Below are 24,078 nucleotides of genomic sequence, written 5' to 3'. Positions count from 1 at the left end.
CCCCCCCCCCCCCCCCCACAAAACCAGACAGTTGTTGGTTGCCTTCTGGCCCGACCGAGAATTCATTGAATCACCCGTCGCAGAACGGGATTCTGAGGGGAACTATGAAGCGAATCATCAAATGGTCGGGAATCGGACTGCTTGCCTTTATCCTGACGCTACTTGCCGTGTATGCGATGCTACCGAAGGGCCCGCGCGATCCGATGCCGTATACCTTTACGACAAAGACAGAAAAGCCTCTATTAAACGTGAAAGAGTTTGCCGTCGTTGCAGGAACGCCCTGGGCGTCGCAGGCCGGCTACGATATTCTCGCGAAAGGCGGAACGGCCTGCGATGCGGCCGTGGCGACGCTGTTAACGCTGAACGTGACGCATGGCGAGGCGGCCTCGTTTCCGGGCGTGGCGCCGATGCTTTATTATAACGCGAAGACGGCTGAGGTGAAGTCCTATATAGCGGCGGGAAAGGCGCCGGCGGCTGCGACGATCGAACGGTTTAAAGAACGGGGGTTCGAGACCGTGCCCGAGATGGATCTGTGGTCGCAGCTGATTCCGGCATCGCCCGATGTGATCATCAGCCTGCTTGAAGAATGCGGAACGATGTCTTTCGCCGAGCTTTCCAGGCCGGCCATCGTCGTTGCGCGGGAGGGCTTCCCGGCGCATCCGATCATCGTGCGCAACCTTGACTTTTCGTTAGTCGAACGGATCGGATTCTCGATTCTCATGCCCGAAAATTCGCGCATCTTCATCAGAGGGGAGTGGTGGCGGCCCGTGCATCTGCACGATCGCATGGTCTTCACCGATCTGGCGAACACGCTTGAAGAGCTGGCACAGGCAGAAAGCGAGGCGTTAAAAAAAGGGGCGAGTCGCAAAGAGGCACTGCAGGCCCTTCGCGATTATTTCTATAAAGGACCGATCGCCGAAAAGATCACCGCCTATCACAAAAAAGAAGGCGGGCTGATCACCTATGACGATCTTGCGAGATACTCCGGCGGATGGGAGAAGCCCGTCGTCGGCCACATCGGCGACTATACTCTGTATGCGACGGGCACCTGGTCGCAGGGCATCATGGAGTCGCTTGTCTTGCAGACTCTCGACGGCATCGACCTGAAAGGTATGGGCCATAACTCGCCCGCCTACATTCATACGGTGACGCAGGCCATCGATCTGGCGATGGCCGATCGCGATACCTATGTGGGCGATGCGGCCTTTATCGACGTTCCTCTTGAAAGGCTTCTTTCAAAAGAATATGCAGCCACACGTCGAGCGGCGATGACCGACCGGGCCTTTGCAGAACTTCCGGCGGCGGGGCAGGTGAAGGCGCTTTCTATATCGCAGAGGCTTGCGGGGCTGAGCCCGGCACAGTCGCTGCTTGCGATGACCGATTTCTCGGCCGGACAGGATACAAGTCAGCTCGTGATCGTCGACGCAAAAGGCAATGCCGTCGTCATGACGCCGTCGGATTTTCCGCAGACGCCGATGATTCCAGGTACGGGGCTCAATCTGGGGAATCGCATGGATCAGTTCCGGCTTGATCCGACGCATGTGAGCGCCCTCATGCCCGGGAAGCGTCCGCGTATAACGCCGCATGCGGTGATCGTCTTCAAAGACGGGCGCTTTCACATGGCCTTTTCGACTCCCGGAGGCGATATGCAGGCGCAGGCCCTTGTTCAGGTTTTCTTGAACATGCATGTGTTCGGTATGGATCTGGCTCAGGCCATCGCCGCTCCGCGCTTCTATTCGATCGCCTGGCCTTCGTCGTTTGCGCCGCATGAGTCCTCGCCGGCGCATATCCGTCTTGAGGCCGATCTGTATGCGACGGCAGCAGCAGGCTTGCGTGATCTGGGTTATACACCAGAAGAAGATCCGCTGTGGGATAAGGATTTCGGAGCGGTCGGGGCGATCATGGTCGCTGCGGACGGGAAGCTGATCGCCGGAGCAGATCCGCGCGAAGAGACGACGGCGCTCGGGCGGTAGCGCCATCATTTTGCGACGGTGAGCGCTGTTTTCGCGTGTGTTGACAGGAAAAAAACGGATTGCAGGGATTTTCAGCGTCTACTATAGCAACATTTCTGTTATGAATGAGGCGGTCCTTCAACGTCTATCGAGAGCGCCGGGTCGCAGACTCTTGCGGGTTCTGTGGAACCGGCAGATGGCCTGGGGAATCGCTCTCACACTGCTTTTTATTCCGGCCTACTGGCTGGCGTCCTCTGATCTTGTCGCACCTTTTGGTCACGGCTACGCATCTCTTCATATATTATTGGAACTGCCGGCCATAGCCGTGTCGTTGATGGTGTTTCTGCTGGCCTGGAGCCTGATGTATCAGGAGAACCGCCTTCGCCGGATCGTGCTGGGGGCCGGATTCCTCTGTATCGCTCTCGTCGATCTTGCCCATACGATGAGCTATTCGGGTATGCCTTTCTTTCTGGCCGAAAGCGCGGTTGATCGTCCTACCTTTCTGTGGCTTGCCGGACGCCTGGTTGCCGTATTGGTGTTGTTTGGCGTGGTGTTCCTTCCCCGGCGGGTCATAGCGGTCAGAAAGAGCTATGCCATTTTTCTGCTTTCGTTCGTGCTATCCGCTTTGATCTGGTATGTAGCTTTTTTCGCTATAGGGAAGATACCGGCGCTATTTGTTCCCGGCGAAGGACTCACTCCTTTGAAGATCGGTGCGGAGTATTTGCTTACGATAGCCTTTGCGATGGCGTCCATTCTGCTCTTTCGTCAGGGAAGGGCAGAGAAGAACGACAATCTGCTATGGCTGGGGGCCGCCTCCTGGGTGCATGCCCTGTCTGAGATGTTCTTCACGTTTTATGCCGACGTTACCGATCTGCATAACGTACTAGGACATCTGTATAAGGTGGTCTCGTACGGTCTTGTTTATCGCGGGCTCTTCTATTCCGGTGTCAGGCTGCCCTACCGAATCCTTGAGATGGAACGTTCGCGACTCGATACGCTGCTTTCGACTATTCCCGATCCGGTCTGGCTGAAGAACGAAGCGGGCGTCTATCTTGCCTGCAACGCGGCCTTCGGGCGCCTGGTTCAACGAACAGAAGAACAGATTATCGGACGGCGTGATGAAGATTTATTCGGTGAAAGCCTCGGGATCGTCTATCGCCGCCGGGATCGAATGGCGCTTGAACAGGGACGCCCCGTTCGTAACGAAGAGATCATCCCTCAACCGGGCGGAGGCGTGCGACAATATGAAACGACGAAGACTCCGATGTATCTGTCAGACGGCGAGCTGATCGGAATTCTCGGTATAGCGCACGATATTACCGAGATTCGCGAGGCCGAGAAAGAGCTGCGTCTGGCGGCGAAAACGTTCGAGGCCAATATCGGCCTCTTTATCACCGACGCTTCGCAGCGCATATTGAGAGTGAATCCGGCCTTCACGCAGATTACAGGTTATACAGCCGATGAGCTGATCGGAAAGACTCCGCGCATCTTTCAATCGGGACGGCAGAATCGATCATTCTATTCGGCCATGTGGAAGGAGATCAATGAAGCGGGCGTCTGGCAGGGTGAGATTTATAACCGGCGCAAGAACGGCGAAGTGTATCCGGAATGGCTGATGATCTCTCAGGTAAAGGGAGCGGCCGGTGAGGTGACCCACTATGTGGCCAGCTGCAGCGATCTTTCTGAGAACAAGGCGGCCGCCGAAACGATCGAGCGGCTTTCGTTATACGATCCTTTAACCGAGCTGCCCAATCGCAAGCTGATGATGGATCGCCTGCGACAGCTGATCGCCTCGGTGGAGGAGCGCCGTCGACAGGGAGCGTTGCTGCTTCTTGATCTGGATGACTTCAAGGTTATCAATGAGTCCTACGGGCACACGGTCGGCGATAGCCTTCTGGTCGAAGCGGGCAAGAGATTGAAGTCCGTGCTTCATGGCGGCGATACGGTCAGTCATCCCGGCGGAGATGAATTCATCGTCATACTCGATAATCTTGATCGAGGCGATGTCGGAGCCAGGCAGGCCGAAACGACGGCTCTGCGGCTTCAAGAGGCTCTGAGTCGCCCGTTCGTTCTCGAAGATGCCAGCAGCGAGCGGCAGTTTCAATACTACTGCTCGACAAGCATCGGAGTGGTTCTGTTCACCGACTCCGCTCTGTCGCCCGACGAGCTCTTGAAACGATGCGATACGGCTCTTTACAGCGCGAAATCGGCCGGTCGCGGACATGTGCGATTCTTCGATATGCAGATGCAGGCGACCGTCGTTAACCGGTCGTCGATTCTCGAGGACCTTCACAGAGCCGTTCGCGAAGGTCATCTTTTCGTTCAGTATCAGCCGCAGGTGAACGAATCGGGCAGGGTGATCGGAGCCGAAGCCCTCGTTCGCTGGAGGCATCCCGTGTCAGGCGTCATTCCGCCGGGCCGATTTATTCCGATCGCTGAAGAGAGCGGTCTGATCGTTGCCATAGGTCAGTTTGTCTTCGAAACAGCCTGCAGGCAGCTTGCGCTCTGGAAGAACGACGAGCGATTCTCGCATCTGACGCTTGCCGTTAACATCAGCGCTCAGCAGGTAAAGGTGCCGCACCTGACGCGCTGGGTGAAGCGCCTCCTGAATGAAACCGGTGCTCTACCCGAGAAGTTGAAGCTTGAGCTAACCGAAAGCATGCTTTTCAGCGACACCGACGAGGTTATCGAGCGCATGAACGAGCTGAAAGCGATCGGCCTGAAGTTTTCCCTGGACGATTTTGGAACGGGCTATTCGTCGCTTTCGTATTTGAGGCGGTTGCCGCTCGATCAGGTGAAGATAGATCAGTCCTTTGTGGCCGATCTGCTTCATATTCAAGCGAATCAAGCGATTGCGCGAACGATCATCCAGCTTGGCGAAAACCTTGGATTAACCGTTCTTGCCGAAGGCGTGGAGACCGAAGAGCAGCGAGATTTCCTGGTCGGGCATGGCTGTCGGGCGTTTCAGGGATATCTTTTCAGTCCGCCGCTGGATCTCGAAGAATTTGAGGCCTATGTCGGGCGCTCCTCTGAATAGGCTTCACGGACGGGTTTTTTGCCTTGTCACGAAAAGCGTCGGCGCATTTTCGGAATCATCCATGCCCTCCATGCCATCGATGCAGAATGCTCCGGCCGTTTCGTTCAGGATTCGACCCGTTACCCTGAATGACCGGAACGCTATTCTACAGCTTGAAGGCCTCTCTTTTGATCCCGACGCCTGGGAAGGCGAAGAGATCTACAGCAGCCGCATAGAACAGTTCGCCGCCGGCTGTTTACTTCTTGAAGAATCCGATGAGGTCGTCGGTTTTCTTACGACCGAACTCTGGTCGGTCGAGCATTGGACTGAAGAACTGTTTGAAGAGTGGCCTGAAGAGGTCTGCTCGCATCATGCTGACGGCCATAGCCTCTATATATCGAGCATCGCCGTTCATCCGCTTCATCGAAACAGAGGGCATGCATCGGTGCTGTTGCGAGAGGGATTGCGAAGCATCCTCTTTAAATACGAGCAGATCGAACAGATCATCCTGACTGTCGCCGAATCATGGCATCCAGCCCGGCGGCTTTACGCCAGGCACGGATTTGAGCAGCGGTTGCTCCTGCGCGATTTCTTCGGCGGCAATGCGCTGGCCCATCATGACGGTATCCTCATGACTGTAAGCCGGAGCAGATTCTTGCATCTTTGCGAGAGCAACACGGTCCTGCATTCTTAACGGACGCGATTGCGCGAAGACGTCCGGGCTTTTCCTGCTGATTTAACCGCCTCCTGAAGAGCGGATCTGGAAAATTCGCTTGCGGAAGCAGCGCCTCTATGGCAGACTTCGTCGCACATGAATGCAAACGTGCGCCTGATGTCATTGAGCGGCCTTTTGTTCTTACTTCTCTTTTTCTTTTCTTCGGCCGGATGTCGGTTGCCGAAATCCGAAGTGCTGCCCGAAGTACTCGCCGGTAGAATCGAGCTTACGAACTATCAGTTTCAGAATCGACCTGTTCCACTGTCGGGCGAATGGCGCTTTCGCTGGAATGAGCTCGGAGATCCCTCACAGACGCTGGAAGGCACGACGATGGTTCCGGTGCCGTCGCACTGGATGGACTATAAAAGCCGTCTGCCCGTAGCGATATCGGGTGAGGCCGTCTTTGAGGCCGACGTCGTTTTGCCCGAGGCCTTTGCGCCTCTTGCCGTGCGTATTCCGTCTATGGATACGGCCTTTGTGCTATACTGGAACGGAGTGGAGATCGCTCGCAACGCGAATATCTATAAACAGGAGGCCGATGTTTTTCCGCTTTATTATGCACCTCTTGTGCGATCCGTTCCCGCAACGCCAGGCGTGAATCGCGTTACGCTTCACATGGTTAACTCGATTTATCCGAGACCCGGGTTTCGAGATGCGATTCAGCTGGGGCAGGAATCGGAGCTGAAGCTGGCTCAGGAGCGCAGCCTGTTTTTTGACGTCTTTCTCTCCGGGTCGCTCTTTCTGATCGCTCTGTATCATTTCGGGCTTTTTGTGCTGCGTCCGAAAGATCCGTCGACGTTTTATTTTTCGTGTTTTGCCCTGGTCATCTCTGTCAGACTGGCCGTTACGGGCGAGGCCTTCCTTTTTCGTCTTGCGCCCATTACCTGGAAGATCTCGACCTTTCTCGAATACTTAACGTTCTATATGGCCGCTTCGCCTTTAATCCTCTTTATAAGGCGTCTTTATCCGGATGAAGGCGTTCGCTGGATCGATCGCATCGCTGTGCTGACGCCCGTTCCGTTTGTGCTGATCGTCCTGTTTCTGCCGATGCAGGTGTATTCGCAATCGCTGATGGCCTTTCAGCTTTATACGCTCGTAGCGGCCGGCTATTTCTTCTACGTGCTGATCCGTGCGACGCTGCATCATCGTGAAACGGCGCGCTCGTTTCTTGCCGGATCTACGATCTTTCTTGCGGCCTATTTGAACGATGCGCTCTATGCGATGAGGCTTATCGATTCGGTATTTCTTGTTCCGTTCGGCCTGTTCGTATTCTTCTTTGCGCAGGCCTTTCTGCTTTCGAAAAGGTTTGCCACGGCCTTTCAGACCGCCGAAACCCTTACGCGCGAACTCGACGAAAAAGTGAAAGAAAGAACGCAGGATCTTCAGGTCGAGAGAGATCGCTCGGACGGCCTCTTAAAGAATATTCTGCCCGAAGAGGTCGCTTCAGAGCTCAAGAGGCAGGGCAGCGTGCGTCCGATGTTTTATCCGTCCGTATCGGTGATTTTCATCGACTTCGTGGATTTCACGCATTTCAGCGAGTCGATGAACCCCGGCGATCTGGTAAGCGAGCTGGACCATTGCTTTCGCGCCTTTGACGAAATCATGGAACGTAGCGGCATCGAAAAATTGAAAACCATCGGCGACTCCTATATGGCCGTGTCGGGCGTACCGGTCGCTCAACCCGATCATGCGATTCGATGCTGTGAGGCGGCTTTCGAAATCAAAGCATGGATGGATAACTACATGAGCCGCAAAGAGCGCGAAGGTCGTCGTATCTGGTCCTATCGCATCGGCATTCACAGCGGTCCCGTTACTGCGGGCGTGATCGGCAGCAAAAAGTTCGCCTTCGATATCTGGGGCGATACGGTAAACGTCGCCAGCCGTATGGAATCGCATGCGGCGCCCGGAACCATCAACGTCTCAGAAGCGACGTATCAGCTTGTTCGGGATCGCCTGCACTGTGAATCGCGCGGATTCGTCGATGTCAAGGGCAAAGGGCAGATGATGATGTACAGGCTCGTGCAGAGGCGCGCGGATTAGCAGGCTGTTGAAAAAGCAGCCTGCTAAGGCAAAATAGGATGTTTTGCCAAAATGGCCTTTTTCCAAAAAGGCCATTTTGTAAGGATTTTTGGGCTTAGCGCAAAAATCCGTCAGCTGAAAAAGTCCACGGATGGACTTTTTCAGCTGCCTGTTTGAACCCGTCCTGAAACGCAAATCTTAATCGACGCGCACCCCGTCGCGAATCAGCTCTCCGGGATACAGGATAACGACGTCGCCTTCTTTCACTCCTTCTTTTACTGAGACGACCGTTCCGCTGCGATGCTCGACGATAACGGGCGTGCGGCGGGCCTTACCGCCGTCTACGCGAAAGAGTACCCAGTCCTCTCCGTCGCGAAAGATGGCCGCAGAAGGCACAAGAACGCTGTCGGGCTTTTGAAATGCGATGATGCGCAGATAGACGCGAAAGCCTTCGCCCATGCCTTCGGGCGGCGTGAAATCGACGATGACGCGAACGCGCTGCTCTTCGACGCCGAGCGACGAGATCTTCTTGAACGCGGCGGGCTCGACGGTACGGACCGTGCCCGCAACGGGAGTACCGCCCCATCCTTCGATGGTGACTGCGTTACCGGGTCGGACGGCGACGGCTTCTTGAGTGAGTACCTCGGCGATGATTTCAAGCTGGGACGTGTCGCCGATATCCATGAGAGGAGAACCCATCGCCACCGGGCCTGCGCTTTCGCGATGAATGCGCAGGATCGTTCCGGTGATGGGGGCCGTTACCTTTCGCGCATAATCCCAGTCGATCAGCGCGACGACGTCCCCTTTTTTAACGGGATCGCCTGCATGCCTTTCGATGCGACGCAGGATGCCGTTCACCGGCGAATAGAGCGTGAAATTCTCTTTTACCTGTGTGATGCCTTCTTCTTCGATGATCTGCTCGTAGATCCCGCGCTTCACCGTCGACGTTTCGACGGGCAGTGCCGGATCGCGAAAGAAGGCAGGCAGCAGAAGTATGACGACGGCGGCCGAAATGAAGTACCAGCGTCGCTTCTTTATGTATTCCAGGCCGGTTTCAAGGGCAGTTTTCAAATAGTTAACGATGCGTTCCATATTGCGTCTCCGGATGTCATTCGCGTACCTTCAGCACGCTGAGCAGGTCCAGTCCTTTGATTTTTCTGTAGAGTATGAATGCGCTGACGATCGTCGTTAGAATCGTCGTAATGACGGCCATGCCGTAGGTTTGCATGGAGATTTCAAGCGGTATGCTGAAGCCTTCCGTATCGACCGTGTTGATCATGGCCAGAGCCATGCCGTAGCCGAACACCGCTCCGAGAGGAAGGGCGAGAACGGTGAGCACGGTGATTTCGCCGATCAGGATGGCGAAGACTTCGAGTTTTGTAAAACCGGCGATGCGAAGCGTGGCAAGCTCGAAGCTGCGTTCCGAAAGGGAGATCATCGCCGTGTTATAGACGACGCCGATCGAGATGATCATGGCGAAGACAAGCAGGATGAAGGCCGTCACAAGTATCGAGCGAGACATCATCTCGTAAAAGACCTTCAATGTGCCGGCCCGCGTCGTCACGCCCGAGACGGTCGGATAACCCTTGAGCTTCTGAAGCAGGGCCTCTTCCTGTCGGGCGTCGGTGCGCAGAGCAAGCAGGTTCACCGAAGGGCCCTCAGAGAGAAGCCGGTTCACCGCCGAACGTTCCATATAAACGCCCTGACCGAGCATCTCGTCGATCAAGCCCGATATCTTCACGCGAACCTTGCGCCGGTTCCCTTCGAGTACTTCCAGTTCAATCGTCTGACCTTCGCTGAGTCCGAATTTTCGGGCGACGATGGAATTGATAAATACCCCCTCTTTGGGAGGCACAACGACATTCCGCTCGCTGTTCACAAGCCTTCGCAACGAGGCGTCTTCGGGAATGCCCTGCATCAGCAGCTCTTTACTCAGATGTCCGCTTCGGATGCGAACCGGCACAAGTCGATATCCCTCGGCGAGGATAACGCCTGGCTGCGACGTGATCTCGTTCAGGCTGCGGGCGGCGACCGGAACGATAAACGATATCGTCACCGATTCGCGCTGCATCAGATCGAACTGAATGCGCAGCATGGAGTCGACGGCATCCTGAAAGAAGGTGCCGACGACCATGATCATCACCGAGAACGAGATGCCAACGACGGTGAGCACGGTGCGCAGCGGACGGTAAAAAAGATGACGTATGACAAGCCGTGCGGTGATGGAGATTCCGCGCAGGAATCGCTCGAAAGGAGCAAAGCTGATGCTGGCCGGCACCGGGGGCCGCATCGCCTGCGCCGGCTGCAGTCGGATCACTTGAACGACCGAAAAGATTACGCCGATCGTGCTTGCAAGAAGGCCGATGCCGATGCCATAGACGGCAAGCATCGGATCAAAGACGTGCCTGAGATCGGGGAACTTGTAGAACTCGCCGTACATACCCGTCCAGCCATCGCCGAGGTAGACGCCGACGATCACTCCAATAAGTGCACCGACTCCGCTCACGCTTGAGATCAGCTTTATGTAATGCAGCGCCACGTCGACGTTAGAATAGCCGAGCGCCTTCAGCGTGGCGATCTGTTCGCGTTCTCGAGAGACAAGGCGGCTTGAAACCATGTGCAGCAGGAAGGCGGCCACTCCAAGAAAAATGCTGGGCACCATAAACGCCGTCATACGCAACTGTTTGAATTCATCTCGTAGAAAAGAGTGAGAGGGCAGGCGATCGCGATCATAGGCGCCGACGCCGCCATAGTCATCGAGAACGCGATCAATACGCTTCAATACGGACGGACGGTGGGCTCCGGGAGCAAAGATAAAGATGGCGTCGTTAAAGCCTCCCTGCATGGCGAAGGCCGCCTCAAGAGCGTCGCGATTCATCCAGATGATTCCGTAGTGGCGATCGTCGGGCAGGAAGCTGCCGGGACGAAAAACATAAACATATTCGGCGGATAGCGCAGTTCCGGCGACGCTGAGCGTCTTCTTTCGTCCGTTCAGGATGGCGACAAGCGTGTCGCCCGGCTGCAATCGGTTTGCGATGGCAAAGCTCTCGCTCAGGACGACCTCGTCGGAGCTGCGCGGCATGCGACCGGTTCGCAGCACAAGACGGTTGAGATCGTCCGTTATAGATATAAACCGCGCCGCCGAGGGCAGATTGTCGCCGGGTAGGTCAAGCACTGCCTCCTGTAAGATGCGCGAACGTACGGCCACAATCCCTGGAATACGGCTCAGATTCTCTTCAACGGACCTCGGCGCCCGTTTCAGAGTAACGAAACCCTCGGCAAAGCGCGCCGCCGTATAAAAGCGGGCACGCGCTCCCAGAAGCGAATCGTAGGCGCTGAGAGAGGCGACAAAGATCGCCACGCCGGCGGCGACGACCAGCGCAATGGATAATCCCTGGAAGCGCAGAGCGATCAGATCGCGAAACAGCTTTCGATCAAGTGTCTTCATCACCAGGAGATCTCAGACGGCTTCTTTTTTTTGCGGTTCGTCGTATCGGATAGAATGGTGCCGTCGCGCATCGTGATGACGCGGTCGGCGATTTCAGCAATCGAGGCGTTATGTGTGATGACGACGGTGAGCGTCCCGAGGTCACGGTTAACGGTAGCGATGGCCTCAAGCACGACGGCGCCCGTTCTAAAATCGAGCGCTCCGGTCGGTTCGTCGCAGAGTAAAACGTCGGGGCGTTTGGCGATGGCACGGGCGATGGCGACGCGTTGCTGTTCGCCGCCCGAGAGCTGGGCGGGAAAGTGATCGGCTCTGTTTTTCAGATCGACCATGCCGAGCGCCTGCATGGGATCCATCGGGGTCGACGATAGCTCGGTCGCCAGTTCGACGTTTTCGCGCGCCGTCAGGCCGGGTACAAGGTTATAAAACTGAAAAACGAAGCCGATATGCTTGCGTCGGAATACGGTCAGCTGCTCTTCATCGGCCTCTTTCAGCTTCTGACCGGCAAACCAGACGGTTCCATCTGTCGGTACATCCAGCCCGCCGAGAATATTAAGCAAGGTGGATTTGCCGCTGCCCGAAGGACCGAGTAAGACGACGAATTCGCCGGCATACAGCTTCAGGTCCACCCCGTGCAGGGCGGGTACGTCGACCTCGCCCATGCGGTAGATCTTTTGAATTCCTTCGGCAACGAATACCGGGCTTTCTTTTCGCGAGGCCATGTTGATCAACTTTACAAACACTTTATACGGATGCGATCCGCAACCCTTTTCGCAGATGCCTCGCCTTTTTTGTTTCGCAGTCTGTAGAAATTTCTTGAAATAGCGTCAGCACAGCGGTACGTAGTTAAACCATGTTAAAAAAAGTAGCGGTACTGCTTTTCGGTCTGATGTTTACAACGCTTCTGCATGCTCAGGAAGAGCGCAAGGCGCCGACCATCGACTGGAAATCCGGGCCGGTTAAAGTGAGCCTTGGCAGTCAGGCCGAGATCGATCTGCCGACGGGTTATGTTTTTGCCGATGGAGCCGACTCCCGCAAGATCATGGAATACTTCGGGAACCAGCCCACTGATCTTGAACAGGGCTATATCGAACCGGCTGACAACTCCGACTGGTACGTAATTTTTGAATTCGAGGATTCCGGTTATATCAAGGCCGACGGCGAAGAGCTTGATGCCGACGCTCTTTTTAAATCGCTGCAAGAGGGCTCGAAGGCGGGTAACGAATGGCGTCGCGAACACGGATTACCCGAACTGACGCTCGTTTCCTGGCATGAAAAACCTCACTACGATCCGAAGACGAATAACCTCGAGTGGGGAACGGTGAACGAATCAGAGGGGCAGAAGGTGATCAATTATAACATCCGGCTGCTCGGTCGCGAAGGCGTCATGAGCGCCACCATCGTCGCCTCTCCCGAAAAGATGACGCAGGCGATCACGGCGACGAAATCCCTGCTTCAGAAATACGACTTCAAAGGCGGCAAGAAGTATTCAGAATGGCGCGAAGGCGATAAGATCGCCGAGTACGGGCTGGCCGCTCTGATTACGGGTGGAGCCGTCGTCGCCGCCTCAAAGAGCGGTTTGCTGTCCAAGTTCTGGAAACTGATCGTTGTCGGAATTGCTGCTGCAGGCGGCCTGCTCAAGACTTTCTGGAAAAAGATTACGGGTAAACAATGATATTGATCGGGCTCCGCTCCGGCGGAGCAGTTGCATGTTTTCGTTGAATCCGTACATCGATCTCTACGTCATCTTTCTTCTCCTGTATCTCTGGGAGTGTGTGGTCTTTGTGCGTCCGCATCAGCTGCTTTTCTGGACGGGGGTATCGGGCCTCTTCACGCGAATGCAGATGCGCTCGCCTGATAGTCTTTACGAGTTCTCGAAAGGCTCCGTGATGCCGGCTTCGATCTTGCCGTTTTCATATTCGCTTGCGGCGAGACTACCTCTGTTGTCAGCCTGTGAACAGGGAATCATCGTGGGGAGCGTTATCAGCCTTGCCCGGAAGCGAAAGCGAAAGCCCCGCGTCGTTATCCCATGGACGGCGGAGCCCGTTTTTTCAGATGGCAGCATCGTCTGGAATAGTCGGAGTATCGTCAGCGGTCTGTCGATAGAAGAACTTGCACGACTGAAGGAAGAATGGAAAGTCCTCCAGGAAGCGAACGATGAAGCGAACGATGCAGGGAACTATGGCGATTCTCCGTTTTCGGCAAAGCGATTGATCGCGCCCGATGAGGTCGAGCGCATCGTCGAGAAAGAGCGAACCGTGCGCCAAAAGCTGCGACCGCTTTTGCTAAATACGATTCTTTATTTTCTTTATTTGTTCGTTATGCTTCCCATCTTCGGTTTTTCCGGCGTCTTTGTGGAAAACCTTCCGGGCATTCTCGCCATCTTTACTCTGTTTGCCGTTGCCCAGGCCGCCCTGTTTTTTGTGACTGCGCGCAAAATCTTGCAGCGATCGCGACTGGAACGCTTTTTTCAGGCCTTGTTGATATTTGTCGCTCCTCCGTATGCTCTGCGATCGGCGCAAAGATTGTATGCGGCAGCGCTTTCCGGTGAGTCTGCCATAACCGTCGGACTGGCTCTTCTTAAAGAAAGAGAGCGAGACGCGATGGTCGATTGTATGATACGTGATCTGAAACATCCGATTCACGATGAAGGCATGATCGAAAAAGCGAATGCAGGTCGTGCAGAGCAGGAGTGGTTGATCGCTCTGGAATCCATTGCAAATCGAAGCGTCGCCCATGCGACGACTAACGATACCGGACGTATATGTCCGCGATGTTTGCAGCTTTACGAACTAAACGCGAAAGAATGCCCGGATTGCCTGGTTCGGTTCTGAGCGGGTAATCGTTTGGCGTCAAACCATAGCGTGAATTTTATGCAATTTTGAGTTGCAATCGTACAGGGCTCTGTTATAAAGAGCTATGGCTCATTTCAAACCCGTCAAAAAAACAACGTTTCTTGAAGCCGTTGCCGCCTGTATCGAGCACGAGAAAAAGGTGTTCGAGTTCTACATGCGAAACGCCGAAAGCCTGCCCGAAGGACCGATTAAATCGCTTTTCTATCAGCTGGCCGAAGATGAAGACGAACACATCCGCATGATCGGCGAGATCTATGCCGGCGTGAACGGCGGTCAGGCGCTCCCGAATCTTAAGATGGCATCGCAGGTGCAGAAGTTCAACAGCACGTCTCTACAGATCCTCATGCGCCGACTCGATCGTATTACAGAAAGGGATGCTGCCGGCGTCGAGATGGACGCACTGGGGCTGGCCACGAAGACACATGAAGATGCGGCCGAGTTTTACACAAAGATGGGCGAGAAATTCGACAACCCGGATATCCGCTATCTTTTCAGGCAGCTTGCCAACTTCCAGGATGAATGCCGTCTGCTTCTGGAATCGTTCTCGGCCTATAAATCGCAGGGGACGCCCTACAGCCAGCCGTCCGGCTACTGGGACCTCGAAAACTGAAATTCAGAAATACAGGTAGATACGCGAAAAAACCGCCTTCGGGCGGTTTTTTTCTTTTACACAGGCGCGGCTTCTTGACCCTGTATAGTGTATGCGTCGCTTTGCCGTTATCATCGCCGCAGTGCTCTTGCAGAGCTGCCTTCTTCCGGTGAAGAAAATCATCGACCAGCATAAAGAAGCGACTCAGTGGGACGGTGCGCGCTGCCCTATGTATCCTTCCTGCGCCCGCTGGGGTGAGCATGCTATCGAAGAGCACGGATGGATCGGCTTCTTTCTGACCGTCGACAGATTGTTTATTCGGGAAGGTGGGCGGCTTCACGGCAACTATACGATCACTCCGCGAAAGCTCTCAGAGGATCGTCGATACTACGATCCCGTCGATGATTCCTTTGGCAAAAGCGAGCCCTCGCTATTCTCCATCGACGTTTCGGAGCAGCCATGAAACGATCGACCTCCCGTATAACTCCGCTGCAGATTCTCGAAGACCTTGAGAAGCATCCGGCCTATTCCCATATCTGTAACGACGATTTTTTCGCGAAAGAGTTACTGATACACAGCCCTCTACTTCTTCCCGATATGGAAAAGGCCGTCGAATTACTCGAGAAGGCCATCACACATGCTACCGGACCGTCAGGAGCGGAACGCGAGATCTGGATCGCCGGCGACCGCGACGTTGACGGAGTGAGTTCGACCGTTCTTCTTACCGACTATCTGCGCAGCACCGGCCTTGATCGCAGCCGTATTCGATTTATTAACTCGTCTGAAGGCGACGATTACGGGCTTACGGGCAGCTTCTTGCAGCGTTTATGCGACGCCGATGCCTCGCTTGTGATCCTGCTTGATATGGGATCGGCGCATCTCGAAGAGGCCGTGCAGATCATGAAGGCCGGTAAAGATGTGATCATCCTTGATCATCATATTCCAAATATTCCTGAAGGCATCGAAGAAGAACTGGCCCGTATCGCCTTTGTGAATCCCAGACTCTATGCAGAGGCATCGCAGCTGGAACATCAGGGCAAGATCGCAACCGTAGGCCTTGCCTTCAAACTCATCCTCGCCCGCGAGATGCGGCAGGCGGGTCTGTGGCAGCAATGCCTCATTCTTGAAGCAGGCGAAGGCGTTTTTGCATACCGAACGGGGGCCTATCTCGGCCGCTACGCCGATCGTGAAAGCGCCGTCAGGGCAGTGGAAGTGCTCGGTTTGAAGCCCATACCCTCTGACATAGCCGGGTTGAGTCGCATGTGTTCTCTCTTTGCCGCTCATCCCGAAAGTCGCTGGCGCAGACTTCTGCTTTCCTCTCCTGTCGGCTTCGGACGTTATCTCTTTGCCTGCACGCTTCTACGCCGACGCGAGCTTCTGATCCGCACCCTTCGCGAATGCGATCTTGTTTCTGTCGGCCTTGTCGCCGACCTTGTACCGCTTGTGGGCGAGAACCGGCGTATGGTCGCGCTCGGTCTCGGCCCCGATCGCTCCGCCTTTATAAAAGAACTGAAGTTATCCGTTTCAGATGTGGTGCGTCCCGGATTGCTTGCGTTGATGCACGAATCGGGGCTTGATCCGCTTGATCTGAATACAAGAGACCTTAACTTTACGATCAATCCGCTGATCAACGCCGCCGGTCGCCTCGGTCAGACCGAGAAGGCGCTGGATCTGCTGCTCTGCACCGATGCCGCCCAGGCCCGTCTGCTTGCCTCTGATCTGCGTAAGCTGAATAACCTGCGAAAAGAACGAACGGAGCGGAACCATCGTATCGTCGCAAGTCACTTCACGTTTGATGAGAGCCGTCCCGTCGTCTTCTTCTATCATCCGGAGTTAGAGCCCGGCATCTCGGGCGTTATGGCGACACGGCTGCTTGAGGCGACGGGGCGTCCGGTCGTATGGGTGAATCCCGACGGACCGCACGCTCGCGGCTCGGCGCGAAGCCGTCAGGGCTGGAACATGCTTGAGCTGTTGCTGCCGCTTTCGGAATACCTCGTGCAGATCGGCGGGCATGCAGAGGCCTGCGGGTTTACGATCGCCTACGATCGCATCGAAGAGTTCGAGCAGGCGCTGTATCGCCGTGCGCTTGCCTTTGAGATCGAAACCAGAGATCGCCCCCTGATCGTAGAAGAATCTCCGTCGGTGACGCTGCATCCCCGTCGGTTAAACCGAGCCCTGCTTGAAGAGCTGTCGATGCTTGAACCGTTCGGCCCCGGTCATCCGGAGCCCGTAATTCAGCTCCGCGCCGTGCGCATCGTCTCGCCATCTACGATGAAGAAAGGCGTGCATCTGCGCTTTGGCGTTTCGGGAGCGCTTGCAACCCTTGAATTCGTTTACTGGAACTGTCCTGAGGCGTTGCGCGACGAGGTCTTTTCTGCCGTCGACGGTGACAGGGAAAACCCTGTACTGTGGAATCTCACGGGCTCGTTTGAGAAGAATCGCATTCCGCGTATGAAGCCGCTGCGCTTCAGGCTACAGGCCATTGAGCGGGCGTCTGATTCGACGAAGGCCGAAGCGACGGATGGTGAAAGCGGCGCAGAGGCAGGCGGGCAGGGTGGCGATAGAAAAGCGGTCAGAGACGTCGATGCAAAAGTCGATGTCGGTGCGGAGCTCTTTCTCTCAGGGCTTTGATGCCGCGAATGGCGGATCAACGCTCGCAACAGTAGCTGCGGTGACTATGTTCGGCTGCCGATCAGGGCATAAAAAGACCCGCCTCTTTTATCAGGCGGGCCTTTCGGGTTATACAGAGCGAGTCCGGAAACGCAGTCTCAGGATTCGTCGGAACCTCAGTTCAATGCCTTGATGGCCTGATCGAGAATGTCACGGGCACAGACGCGAAGCGCCATGACCTCTTCAGCCCCTTCGAAGATCGAGAAGACGCGGGCATCGACGAAATAGCGCGAAACCGGATACTCTTCGGCATAGCCCATACCGCCGTGGATCTGCATCGCTTCTCGCGTGACCCATTCAGCGATGCGAGAGGCGTAGAATTTCACCATCGTCGCTTCCATGCTGCCTTTATGATCGTCCATCATGCGGGCGACCTCGTAGCCGTACTGACGGCAGGCCTGCGTGATCATCGCCATACGTGCGATCTTCCAGCGCGTGATCTGGTATTCTTTAATCTCTTTGCCGAATACCTTGCGCTCTTTTGCATAACGCACGGCTGCTTCGGTCGCTGCCTGCATAACGCCTGTTGCGCGAGCGGCGGTCTGTACGCGTCCGCCGGCGAATCCGGCCATCTGCAGATAGAAGCCCTGGCCGCGACCGGCCTCGCCGCCGACGAGGTTTTCATCGGGTACGAACCAGTTGTCGAAGTTCACTTCATAGCTGTGCATGCCGCGGTAGCCGATCGTGGCGATGGCCGAACCGGTCATATGACCGCCAGAAGGCTGAGTGAATTCGAACTTGTGGTCTTTAGAGCGAGGCTTCTCGGCGAGAAGAATCGAGAGGCCTTTATGCTTGAGCTCCGGATCTTTCTCGGTACGGGCAAGAACAAGAAGAACGTCGGCATAACCGGCGAAGGTACACCAGGTCTTCACGCCGTTGATCACCCAGCCGCCGTCGACCTTATCGGCCGTAACCTTCATGCCGGCGACGTCTGATCCGTAGTTAGGCTCGGTGACGGCGATGCCGGCCATACGTTCGCCCGATGCCAGTGCGGTCAGCCATTTCTGCTTCTGCTCTTCGGTGCCGCCTTTGATCAGCGCCTTGGAGAGAATCTCGGGACGCGTGATCAGCGAGCCGGCGATGGAAAGTCCGCCGCGCGAAAGCTCTTCGGTAACGATCATCATGCCGACGTTGCCCATCATATCAAGCAGGCCGCCGTACTGTTCGGGAATGGAAAGACCGAAGGCTCCGTTGTTGATTACTTCCTGTAAGATGTCGTCGGGGATGAAATCGTCATGGCGATGCACATGCTCGGCATGCGGCATAACGGTGTTCTCGGCGATCTTGCGATATACGTCGCGGATCTCTTTGAAGTCGTCGGTGGCCAGGTCGCCGTAGTTGCCGTCGAGAACGGCGTTGGCGACGGCATCATAGTTCTTCTTATCAAGAAGGGATGCAACGGCTGCATTGACTTCGGCCTTGAAGAGGGCGGCGATGTCGTCGGAGCTGACGGTGTATTCAGCGGGACGTGAGGATACTTCGCTGCGAAAGTGCTGGAAGGCCTCAGCGTAGAAAATGGCGGCCATCGACTTCTCGACATCGCCTCGTGTTTCGGCGTAGCTCAGAAAGTAGTCGGCGATGTATTTCTCGGCCGTACAGAAGGCCAGATTGTAGTGTACATACTGGTTCTCATCCATCTTTGCAACGGAGACGGATTGGTCTTTTGCCGAGGCCTTCGCCAGTCCCGTCGTCACCTTTGCCAGATGAGTATTGTACAGTTCTTGTAACGTGCTTATAGATTGCTGCATGATGCAGATTTCTTCGGGCGGCTCTCCGGCCAAACAAATCTCAGATTGCAGCGGCAAAAAAAAGCCTGCGCCGGACGAGGCAGTGGAAGTTCTGTCCGGGAATTCTGTGAACCGCGTTCGAGGGATTCGACTTGACCGTGGGATCGTCGGTTGGTGCACTGCAAAAAGGTCGAGCATGAAGGTACTCAAACGATACGCCAATCGCCGGCTCTACGATGCCGGTACGAGCAAGACCGTAACCCTGGACGACGTCGCTCGCTATATCAGGGAGGGCGAAGAGGTGCGCGTCGTTGACAACGCCACCGGCGAAGACATCACCGTGCGTGTTCTCGGGCAGACTTTCTTGCGGATCACCACCGAGGAACGCAGCGCCGAGTTCGGCAGTTTCTTACTCAGCTCCCTGATTCGAGAGGTCTCTCAGAATCTCTCGGGCTTTCTCATGCGCCTGATCCAGGGCGGGATCGGCACAGCATGGCTGACTCCAGAAAAGCTCGAAAAGATCGTCGAAGATCTCGTGCAAAGAGGAGAGCTTGAGATCAGCGAGAAGCCCGATTTTGTGAATCTGCTTCAGGCACAGCTCAGCCAGCACGGCGAGCAGCTGAAGCAGAGGGCAAAGGAGGCCGTATCGCAGCTTTCTGACCTTGAGAATCCGGGCCTTGAGGAGCTATCGGGGCGCCTTGAAGAGGTGGCCCGTCTGATCAAGAAGATCGGCCGCTGACCGCTTTTCTATCGGATGGCGTTTCGTCCGACTGTCCGAGTGCGATATCCCGTTTTTTTCCTCTATCAATTAAAGACTGCACTTTTCATTGACGAAGGGAGTATGAGGGATCTTCTTCTCCGTGAGGCAATTATGAAATCCATGCGATATGGCGCTTTAGCCCTGATGCTCTGTTCTTCGGCCGTTTTTGCTGGTGATGGCGACGATGCGAAGGCCTTTTATGAGGCGGCTCATGAAAAATACGAGCGTTATCTTGAAAACGGAAACGTCCGCGAAAAACTTGAGGCCATCGCCTGGATGGGATCTTTTCGCCGCTACCGGTTTGTGCGACCGCTGTCGGCCGAGCTGCTGCACGGCCTGGACGATAAAAATAAGCGTCGCATGGCAAACTTCGATCCCTACATTAAAAGCCGCATCGCACAGTCCCTCGGTTATATTCGCCGCAAAGAATCGCTGCCGGCGCTGACAAAGGCCGTCGAGTATACGAATGCCATCCTTGAAGAAGAGCGCAAGGCCTATGAGGCGACGGCGCAGAAGGCCGCTCAGGAGAAGTCCTTTGATCTCGCCGTGCCCAACAATAAAACCGGTCCGGCTCTCATGCAGAAAGGGTATCTGTTTCCCGTTTCTCCTGACGGCTACTGGTCGACGGCCGACGAATTCAAGTCCATGGACTTCGACCACAATGACGAGTACATGCGCGTTCGCCGTGAGGGTTACAACTACGTAAACCTGATGCATCACCTGCTTGTGGCGATCGGTGAGATCGGCGATCCGGAATCGCTGAACGTCGTCCTGCCGTTTCTCGATCATCCGTACCGAGACGTGCGACTCGCTGCCGTGCTTTCGGCGGCGCTGCTCGGCGGCGATAAGGCCCGTGACGCCATGATAGCCCGCTATGGCACGGAAACCGACGATGTCGTCAAGTCTCGCCTCTGCTTTGGCATTCTGCATCTTGATACGACACAGGGGCAGTATTACCGCGATCTGATCGGCAAATACCTGAAGCATGACGACGTGCGGGTGCGCCTCGATGCGGCGTCGGGGCTTCGCGAGCTTTCGCTGGGCGAATCACTCTTCCATCTTCACGATGCTTTTTTGCTTGAGACCCATCCCATCGTGAAAAATGTGCTCCTTCAGGCCATCCGCAATGCGAACCTCGATAATATCTTACCGCCCAATCCGCTTTTCGACACCGGACCGACTCGAATCTGGGTTCATGGCGAACCGCTGCAACCAACAGAACAACCGAGACGTTGATCGATCTGAAGCTACGGGCAGGTTGAAGGGCGGCCGTGTCGCCCTTTTTCTGTTTCTGCTTTCTTCGTTTTTTACCATTACGGCGTGTCAGGAAGAGGGTGGCTCGACCGGCCTTTTTGAGGCAAGCGTGCTTTACAGCAAGGTCGAAGCGGCTATCATGCGGACGGATCCGACGACGTATGGCTTTGAGATCGATACGATCCGCAAAGGCGAATCCGTTAAGGTTCTGAAACGGACCGATAAGAAATCCCGCATCGGCCAGACCGAAGATTACTGGTATTTTGTACAGAAAGATAATAATCTGAAAGGCTGGGTGTACGGAGGAACGCTTTCGCGCATCCCGACCGGCGAGGCCGAAGAGGTCGTCGATGCTCCCGACCTTGTCGTCGTTCAGGCGAATCTGCCAGGCATCTGGTGGGAGCTGAATGCCGACGGCTCGACCGGATATCGACGTCTTGAGTTCATCCCTGCCGGTGCAGAAGAAAAGAAGAAAGAAGAAGAGCCGAAAAAAGACGATCTCGCTGTTCCAGGAGTCGAGGAAAACAAAGAGGTTATTCTGGCCGAAAACGGGAAGTTTCAGTATTTCTTTGGAAAGAACCCGGGCGTTATCCTCGAATACAAGATTGATCCGAAAACGCGGCGTGTTACTCTGAATCAGGAATCTCCGGTCGGTCAGCAATTTGAGATCATCGATCTTGGCGAAGAGTTCCGCATGACGTCGGCAAAAGGCGATAAGAAGTTCACGTTCAAAAAGGGCTTTGAAACAGAAGAAGAAAAAGATGTCGAAGAAAAACCGGCATCCGAAGAGCAGGCTAAAGAGAATCCCTGATTCCCCTTAGCACATCCCCGCAAGGGGCTCGCTCTTTCCAGTTACGGCGCTCCTGAAGGCGCAAGCGGGATGTTTTCAAGCGGTTGAAAGGCCGCAGGATCGAATCAAAATAACGCGAAATCCTCGCAGGGCCCATCATGGTAAAACGACAGTCTGAATCCTCCTCGTCCGATCGACGATCTGAAAAAGGTCCATCGGCGCGAACAAGCAAGAAATCATCCCGTCCGGCATCAGGCAGAACAGAAGGCCGTAGCTTCGATCGTAAAGACAGCGGCCGCAGCTTTGATCGTAAAGACAGCGGCCGTAGCTTTGATCGTAAAGAAGGCGGCCGTAGCTTTGATCGTGGTGATAGTGGCCGTAGCTTTGATCGCAAAGACAGCGGCCGCAGCTTCGATCGCAAAGACAGCGGCCGTAGCTTCGATCGTAAAGACGGCGGCCGCAGCTTTGATCGTAAAGACAGCGGCCGTAGCTTTGATCGTAAAGACAGCGGTCGCAGCTTCGATCGTAAAGACAGCGGCCGTAGCTTTGATCGTAAAGAAGGCGGTCGCAGCTTCGATCGTAAAGACAGTGGCCGTAGTTTTGATCGCGGTGATAGCCGACGAAGCTTCGATCGTCCGGAAGGCGGCCGTAGCTTCGATCGCAAAGAAGGCGGTCGTAGTTTTGATCGCGGTGATAGCCGACGAAGCTTCGATCGTCCGGAAGGCGGCCGTAGCTTTGATCGTAAAGAAGGCGGACGCAGTTTTGATCGTGGTGATAGCCGCCGTAGCTTCGATCGTCCGGAAGGCGGCCGTAGCTTTGATCGTAAAGAAGGCGGACGCAGTTTTGATCGTGGTGATAGCCGACGTAGCTTCGATCGTCCGGAAGGCGGGCGGAGCTACGATCGCAAAGAAGGCGGCCGTAGCTTTGATCGTGGTGATAGCCGACGTAGCTCCGATCGTCCGGAAGGCGGGCGTAGCTTTGATCGTAAAGAAGGCGGACGCAGTTTTGATCGTGGTGATAGCCGCCGTAGCTTCGATCGTCCGGAAGGCGGGCGCAGCTTCGATCGTAGAGAAGGCGGCGGCGGCTTTGATCGTGGTGATAGCCGACGTAGCTTCGATCGTCCGGAAGGCGGGCGTAGCTTCGATCGTAAAGATGGCGGGCGCAGCTTCGATCGCAAAGAAGGCGGCCGTAGCTTTGATCGTGGTGATAGCCGCCGTAGCTTCGATCGTCCGGAAGGCGGGCGCAGCTTTGATCGTAAAGAAGGCGGCAGCAGTTTTGATCGTGGTGATAGGGGCCGTGGCTTTGATCGTCCGGAACGAAAAGGACCGGCGCCGAAGGCAACGCGTCTGCGACCGATGTCCGAGGACTGGGAAAGCGGAGCCGCTGCGATCGAAGAAGAGCCTGATTTTGTTCTGCCAACTCCAGACGCAAACAAAGCCGAAGTGGCAAAGCCAGCCGATGCAGCCAAAAACCGCCTGAAAGAACTGGATGCTGCGGTGCGATCGGGCATACAGGAGCACACTGAAACGGAGGCGATGCGTATCAATCGCTACCTCGCCTACTGCGGGCTTGGATCTCGTCGTGAGGTCGAGAAGCTTGTCGAGGATCGTCGCGTTCAGGTGAACGGAAAAACACTCGACGATCTCGGTTATCGCGTGCAGCCCGATGATCTTGTACTTGTCGACGGCAAGACCGTGCGTCCTTCTGAGAGCCGCGTTTATATCGCATTGAATAAGCCTCCGGGCTATGTCGTGTCGCGACGTTCGTTTCCGGGTAACCCTTCGGTCTATGAGTTGCTTCCTGCAGAACATGCGAACCTCGGTTATGCAGGGCGGCTCGATCGCGAATCGAGAGGGCTGGTTATCCTTTCGTCTGATGGAGCCTTTATTCAAAGCATCGCTCATCCGCGTCAGGGCGTGACGAAGAGGTATCTCGTTACCGTTGATGCGTCCATCGACGACGCCGATCTCGGAATCATGACGGGCCGCGGCGTGAAAGATGAAGGCGAAGTCTTACGTGCCATCTCGGCTCGCGTGATCGATCGTAAAGAGAAACGCGTCGAGATAATCCTTGCCGAAGGCCGCAACCGTCAGATCCGTCGCATGTTTGAGGCGCTGGAATATCAGGTCGTCGATCTGCAGAGGGTCTCTGTGGGCCGATTGTCTCTCGAAGATCACTCCGTACCGGAAGGGGAGTTTTTTACATTCTCGCCCGACGAACTGCTTTCCGGAGAAAAGACCGAAGAGAAGGATGTACTGAAGGGATTCCGTCCCTGGAAAGAGTGAG

Annotated in this window: 17 protein-coding genes; 13 read left to right on the top strand and 4 right to left on the bottom strand. The window is 55.4% G+C overall.

What is annotated here, in order from left to right:
* Positions 1-104 precede the first annotated feature (104 nt).
* From LEPIL_RS00525 to LEPIL_RS21390, 4 genes are all read left to right on the top strand, one after another.
* Positions 105-1,973 (top strand): gamma-glutamyltransferase family protein, encoded by a 1,869-nt coding sequence (locus LEPIL_RS00525; protein WP_002768891.1) that lies wholly within the window; start codon positions 105-107, stop codon positions 1,971-1,973.
* Positions 1,974-2,148: 175 nt separating this feature from the next.
* Positions 2,149-4,989: a bifunctional diguanylate cyclase/phosphodiesterase gene (locus LEPIL_RS00520; protein WP_052608095.1), complete on the top strand. Its 2,841-nt coding sequence runs from the start codon at positions 2,149-2,151 to the stop codon at positions 4,987-4,989.
* 61 nt (positions 4,990-5,050) lie between these two features.
* Positions 5,051-5,662, top strand: a complete 612-nt coding sequence (locus tag LEPIL_RS00515) for a GNAT family N-acetyltransferase (RefSeq protein ID WP_002768889.1) — start codon at positions 5,051-5,053, stop codon at positions 5,660-5,662.
* 117 nt (positions 5,663-5,779) lie between these two features.
* Positions 5,780-7,723: an adenylate/guanylate cyclase domain-containing protein gene (locus LEPIL_RS21390; RefSeq protein ID WP_002768888.1), complete on the top strand. Its 1,944-nt coding sequence runs from the start codon at positions 5,780-5,782 to the stop codon at positions 7,721-7,723.
* A gap of 177 nt (positions 7,724-7,900) precedes the next feature.
* Here LEPIL_RS21390 and LEPIL_RS00505 read toward each other — a convergent pair whose 3' ends face one another.
* From LEPIL_RS00505 to LEPIL_RS00495, 3 genes are read right to left on the bottom strand one after another with little or no spacing between them, the layout of a single operon-like run.
* Positions 7,901-8,794: an efflux RND transporter periplasmic adaptor subunit gene (locus LEPIL_RS00505; RefSeq protein WP_002768886.1), complete on the bottom strand. Its 894-nt coding sequence runs from the start codon at positions 8,792-8,794 to the stop codon at positions 7,901-7,903.
* A gap of 16 nt (positions 8,795-8,810) precedes the next feature.
* Positions 8,811-11,150 (bottom strand): ABC transporter permease, encoded by a 2,340-nt coding sequence (locus LEPIL_RS00500; protein ID WP_002768883.1) that lies wholly within the window; start codon positions 11,148-11,150, stop codon positions 8,811-8,813.
* Positions 11,150-11,869, bottom strand: coding sequence for an ABC transporter ATP-binding protein (locus tag LEPIL_RS00495; protein ID WP_002768880.1), 720 nt, complete (start codon positions 11,867-11,869; stop codon positions 11,150-11,152). Before LEPIL_RS00495 ends, LEPIL_RS00500 begins: the two co-directional genes overlap by 1 nt.
* Positions 11,870-12,000: 131 nt before the next feature.
* Between LEPIL_RS00495 and LEPIL_RS00490 the strand changes: the two genes are divergently transcribed.
* The 5 genes from LEPIL_RS00490 (at position 12,001) to LEPIL_RS00470 (ending at position 17,222) form a co-directional block, all read left to right on the top strand.
* Complete coding sequence (locus LEPIL_RS00490) at positions 12,001-12,822, top strand: DUF2167 domain-containing protein (protein WP_002768879.1); 822 nt, start codon at positions 12,001-12,003, stop codon at positions 12,820-12,822.
* Between the two features lie 34 nt (positions 12,823-12,856).
* Positions 12,857-13,981: a hypothetical protein gene (locus LEPIL_RS00485; protein WP_002768878.1), complete on the top strand. Its 1,125-nt coding sequence runs from the start codon at positions 12,857-12,859 to the stop codon at positions 13,979-13,981.
* 85 nt (positions 13,982-14,066) lie between these two features.
* Entirely contained in the window at positions 14,067-14,612 is a 546-nt protein-coding gene (locus LEPIL_RS00480) for a ferritin family protein (RefSeq protein WP_002768876.1), read from the top strand.
* Positions 14,613-14,703: 91 nt separating this feature from the next.
* Complete coding sequence (locus tag LEPIL_RS00475) at positions 14,704-15,054, top strand: membrane protein insertion efficiency factor YidD (RefSeq protein ID WP_002768873.1); 351 nt, start codon at positions 14,704-14,706, stop codon at positions 15,052-15,054.
* Positions 15,051-17,222, top strand: a complete 2,172-nt coding sequence (locus tag LEPIL_RS00470) for a single-stranded-DNA-specific exonuclease RecJ (RefSeq protein ID WP_002768872.1) — start codon at positions 15,051-15,053, stop codon at positions 17,220-17,222. Before LEPIL_RS00475 ends, LEPIL_RS00470 begins: the two co-directional genes overlap by 4 nt.
* A gap of 155 nt (positions 17,223-17,377) precedes the next feature.
* Here the strand turns inward: LEPIL_RS00470 and LEPIL_RS00465 are convergent, their stop codons facing one another.
* Positions 17,378-19,009 carry an acyl-CoA dehydrogenase family protein gene (locus LEPIL_RS00465; RefSeq protein WP_002768871.1) on the bottom strand — a complete coding sequence of 544 codons (1,632 nt, stop codon included), beginning with the start codon at positions 19,007-19,009 and terminating at the stop codon, positions 17,378-17,380.
* Between the two features lie 175 nt (positions 19,010-19,184).
* On the opposite strand from LEPIL_RS00465, the gene LEPIL_RS00460 reads away from it, so the two are divergent.
* The 4 genes from LEPIL_RS00460 (at position 19,185) to LEPIL_RS23250 (ending at position 24,077) form a co-directional block, all read left to right on the top strand.
* Positions 19,185-19,727 (top strand): polyhydroxyalkanoate synthesis regulator DNA-binding domain-containing protein, encoded by a 543-nt coding sequence (locus LEPIL_RS00460; protein WP_040918014.1) that lies wholly within the window; start codon positions 19,185-19,187, stop codon positions 19,725-19,727.
* Between the two features lie 132 nt (positions 19,728-19,859).
* Positions 19,860-20,984, top strand: coding sequence for a HEAT repeat domain-containing protein (locus tag LEPIL_RS00455; RefSeq protein WP_002768868.1), 1,125 nt, complete (start codon positions 19,860-19,862; stop codon positions 20,982-20,984).
* Positions 20,944-21,813: an SH3 domain-containing protein gene (locus LEPIL_RS00450; RefSeq protein ID WP_002768866.1), complete on the top strand. Its 870-nt coding sequence runs from the start codon at positions 20,944-20,946 to the stop codon at positions 21,811-21,813. The genes LEPIL_RS00455 and LEPIL_RS00450 overlap by 41 nt, the downstream gene beginning before the upstream one ends.
* 137 nt (positions 21,814-21,950) lie before the next feature.
* A complete protein-coding gene (locus LEPIL_RS23250) occupies positions 21,951-24,077 on the top strand; it encodes a pseudouridine synthase (RefSeq protein ID WP_002768864.1) in 2,127 nt (708 codons plus the stop codon).
* The last annotated feature ends 1 nt before the right edge of the window (position 24,078 follow it).

The organism is Leptonema illini DSM 21528 (assembly GCF_000243335.1).
Taxonomy (GTDB): Bacteria; Spirochaetota; Leptospiria; order Leptospirales; family Leptonemataceae; genus Leptonema; species Leptonema illini.
The sequence above is the reverse complement of the archived record's forward strand: the minus strand, read 5'-3'. Positions and strand labels throughout refer to the sequence as shown.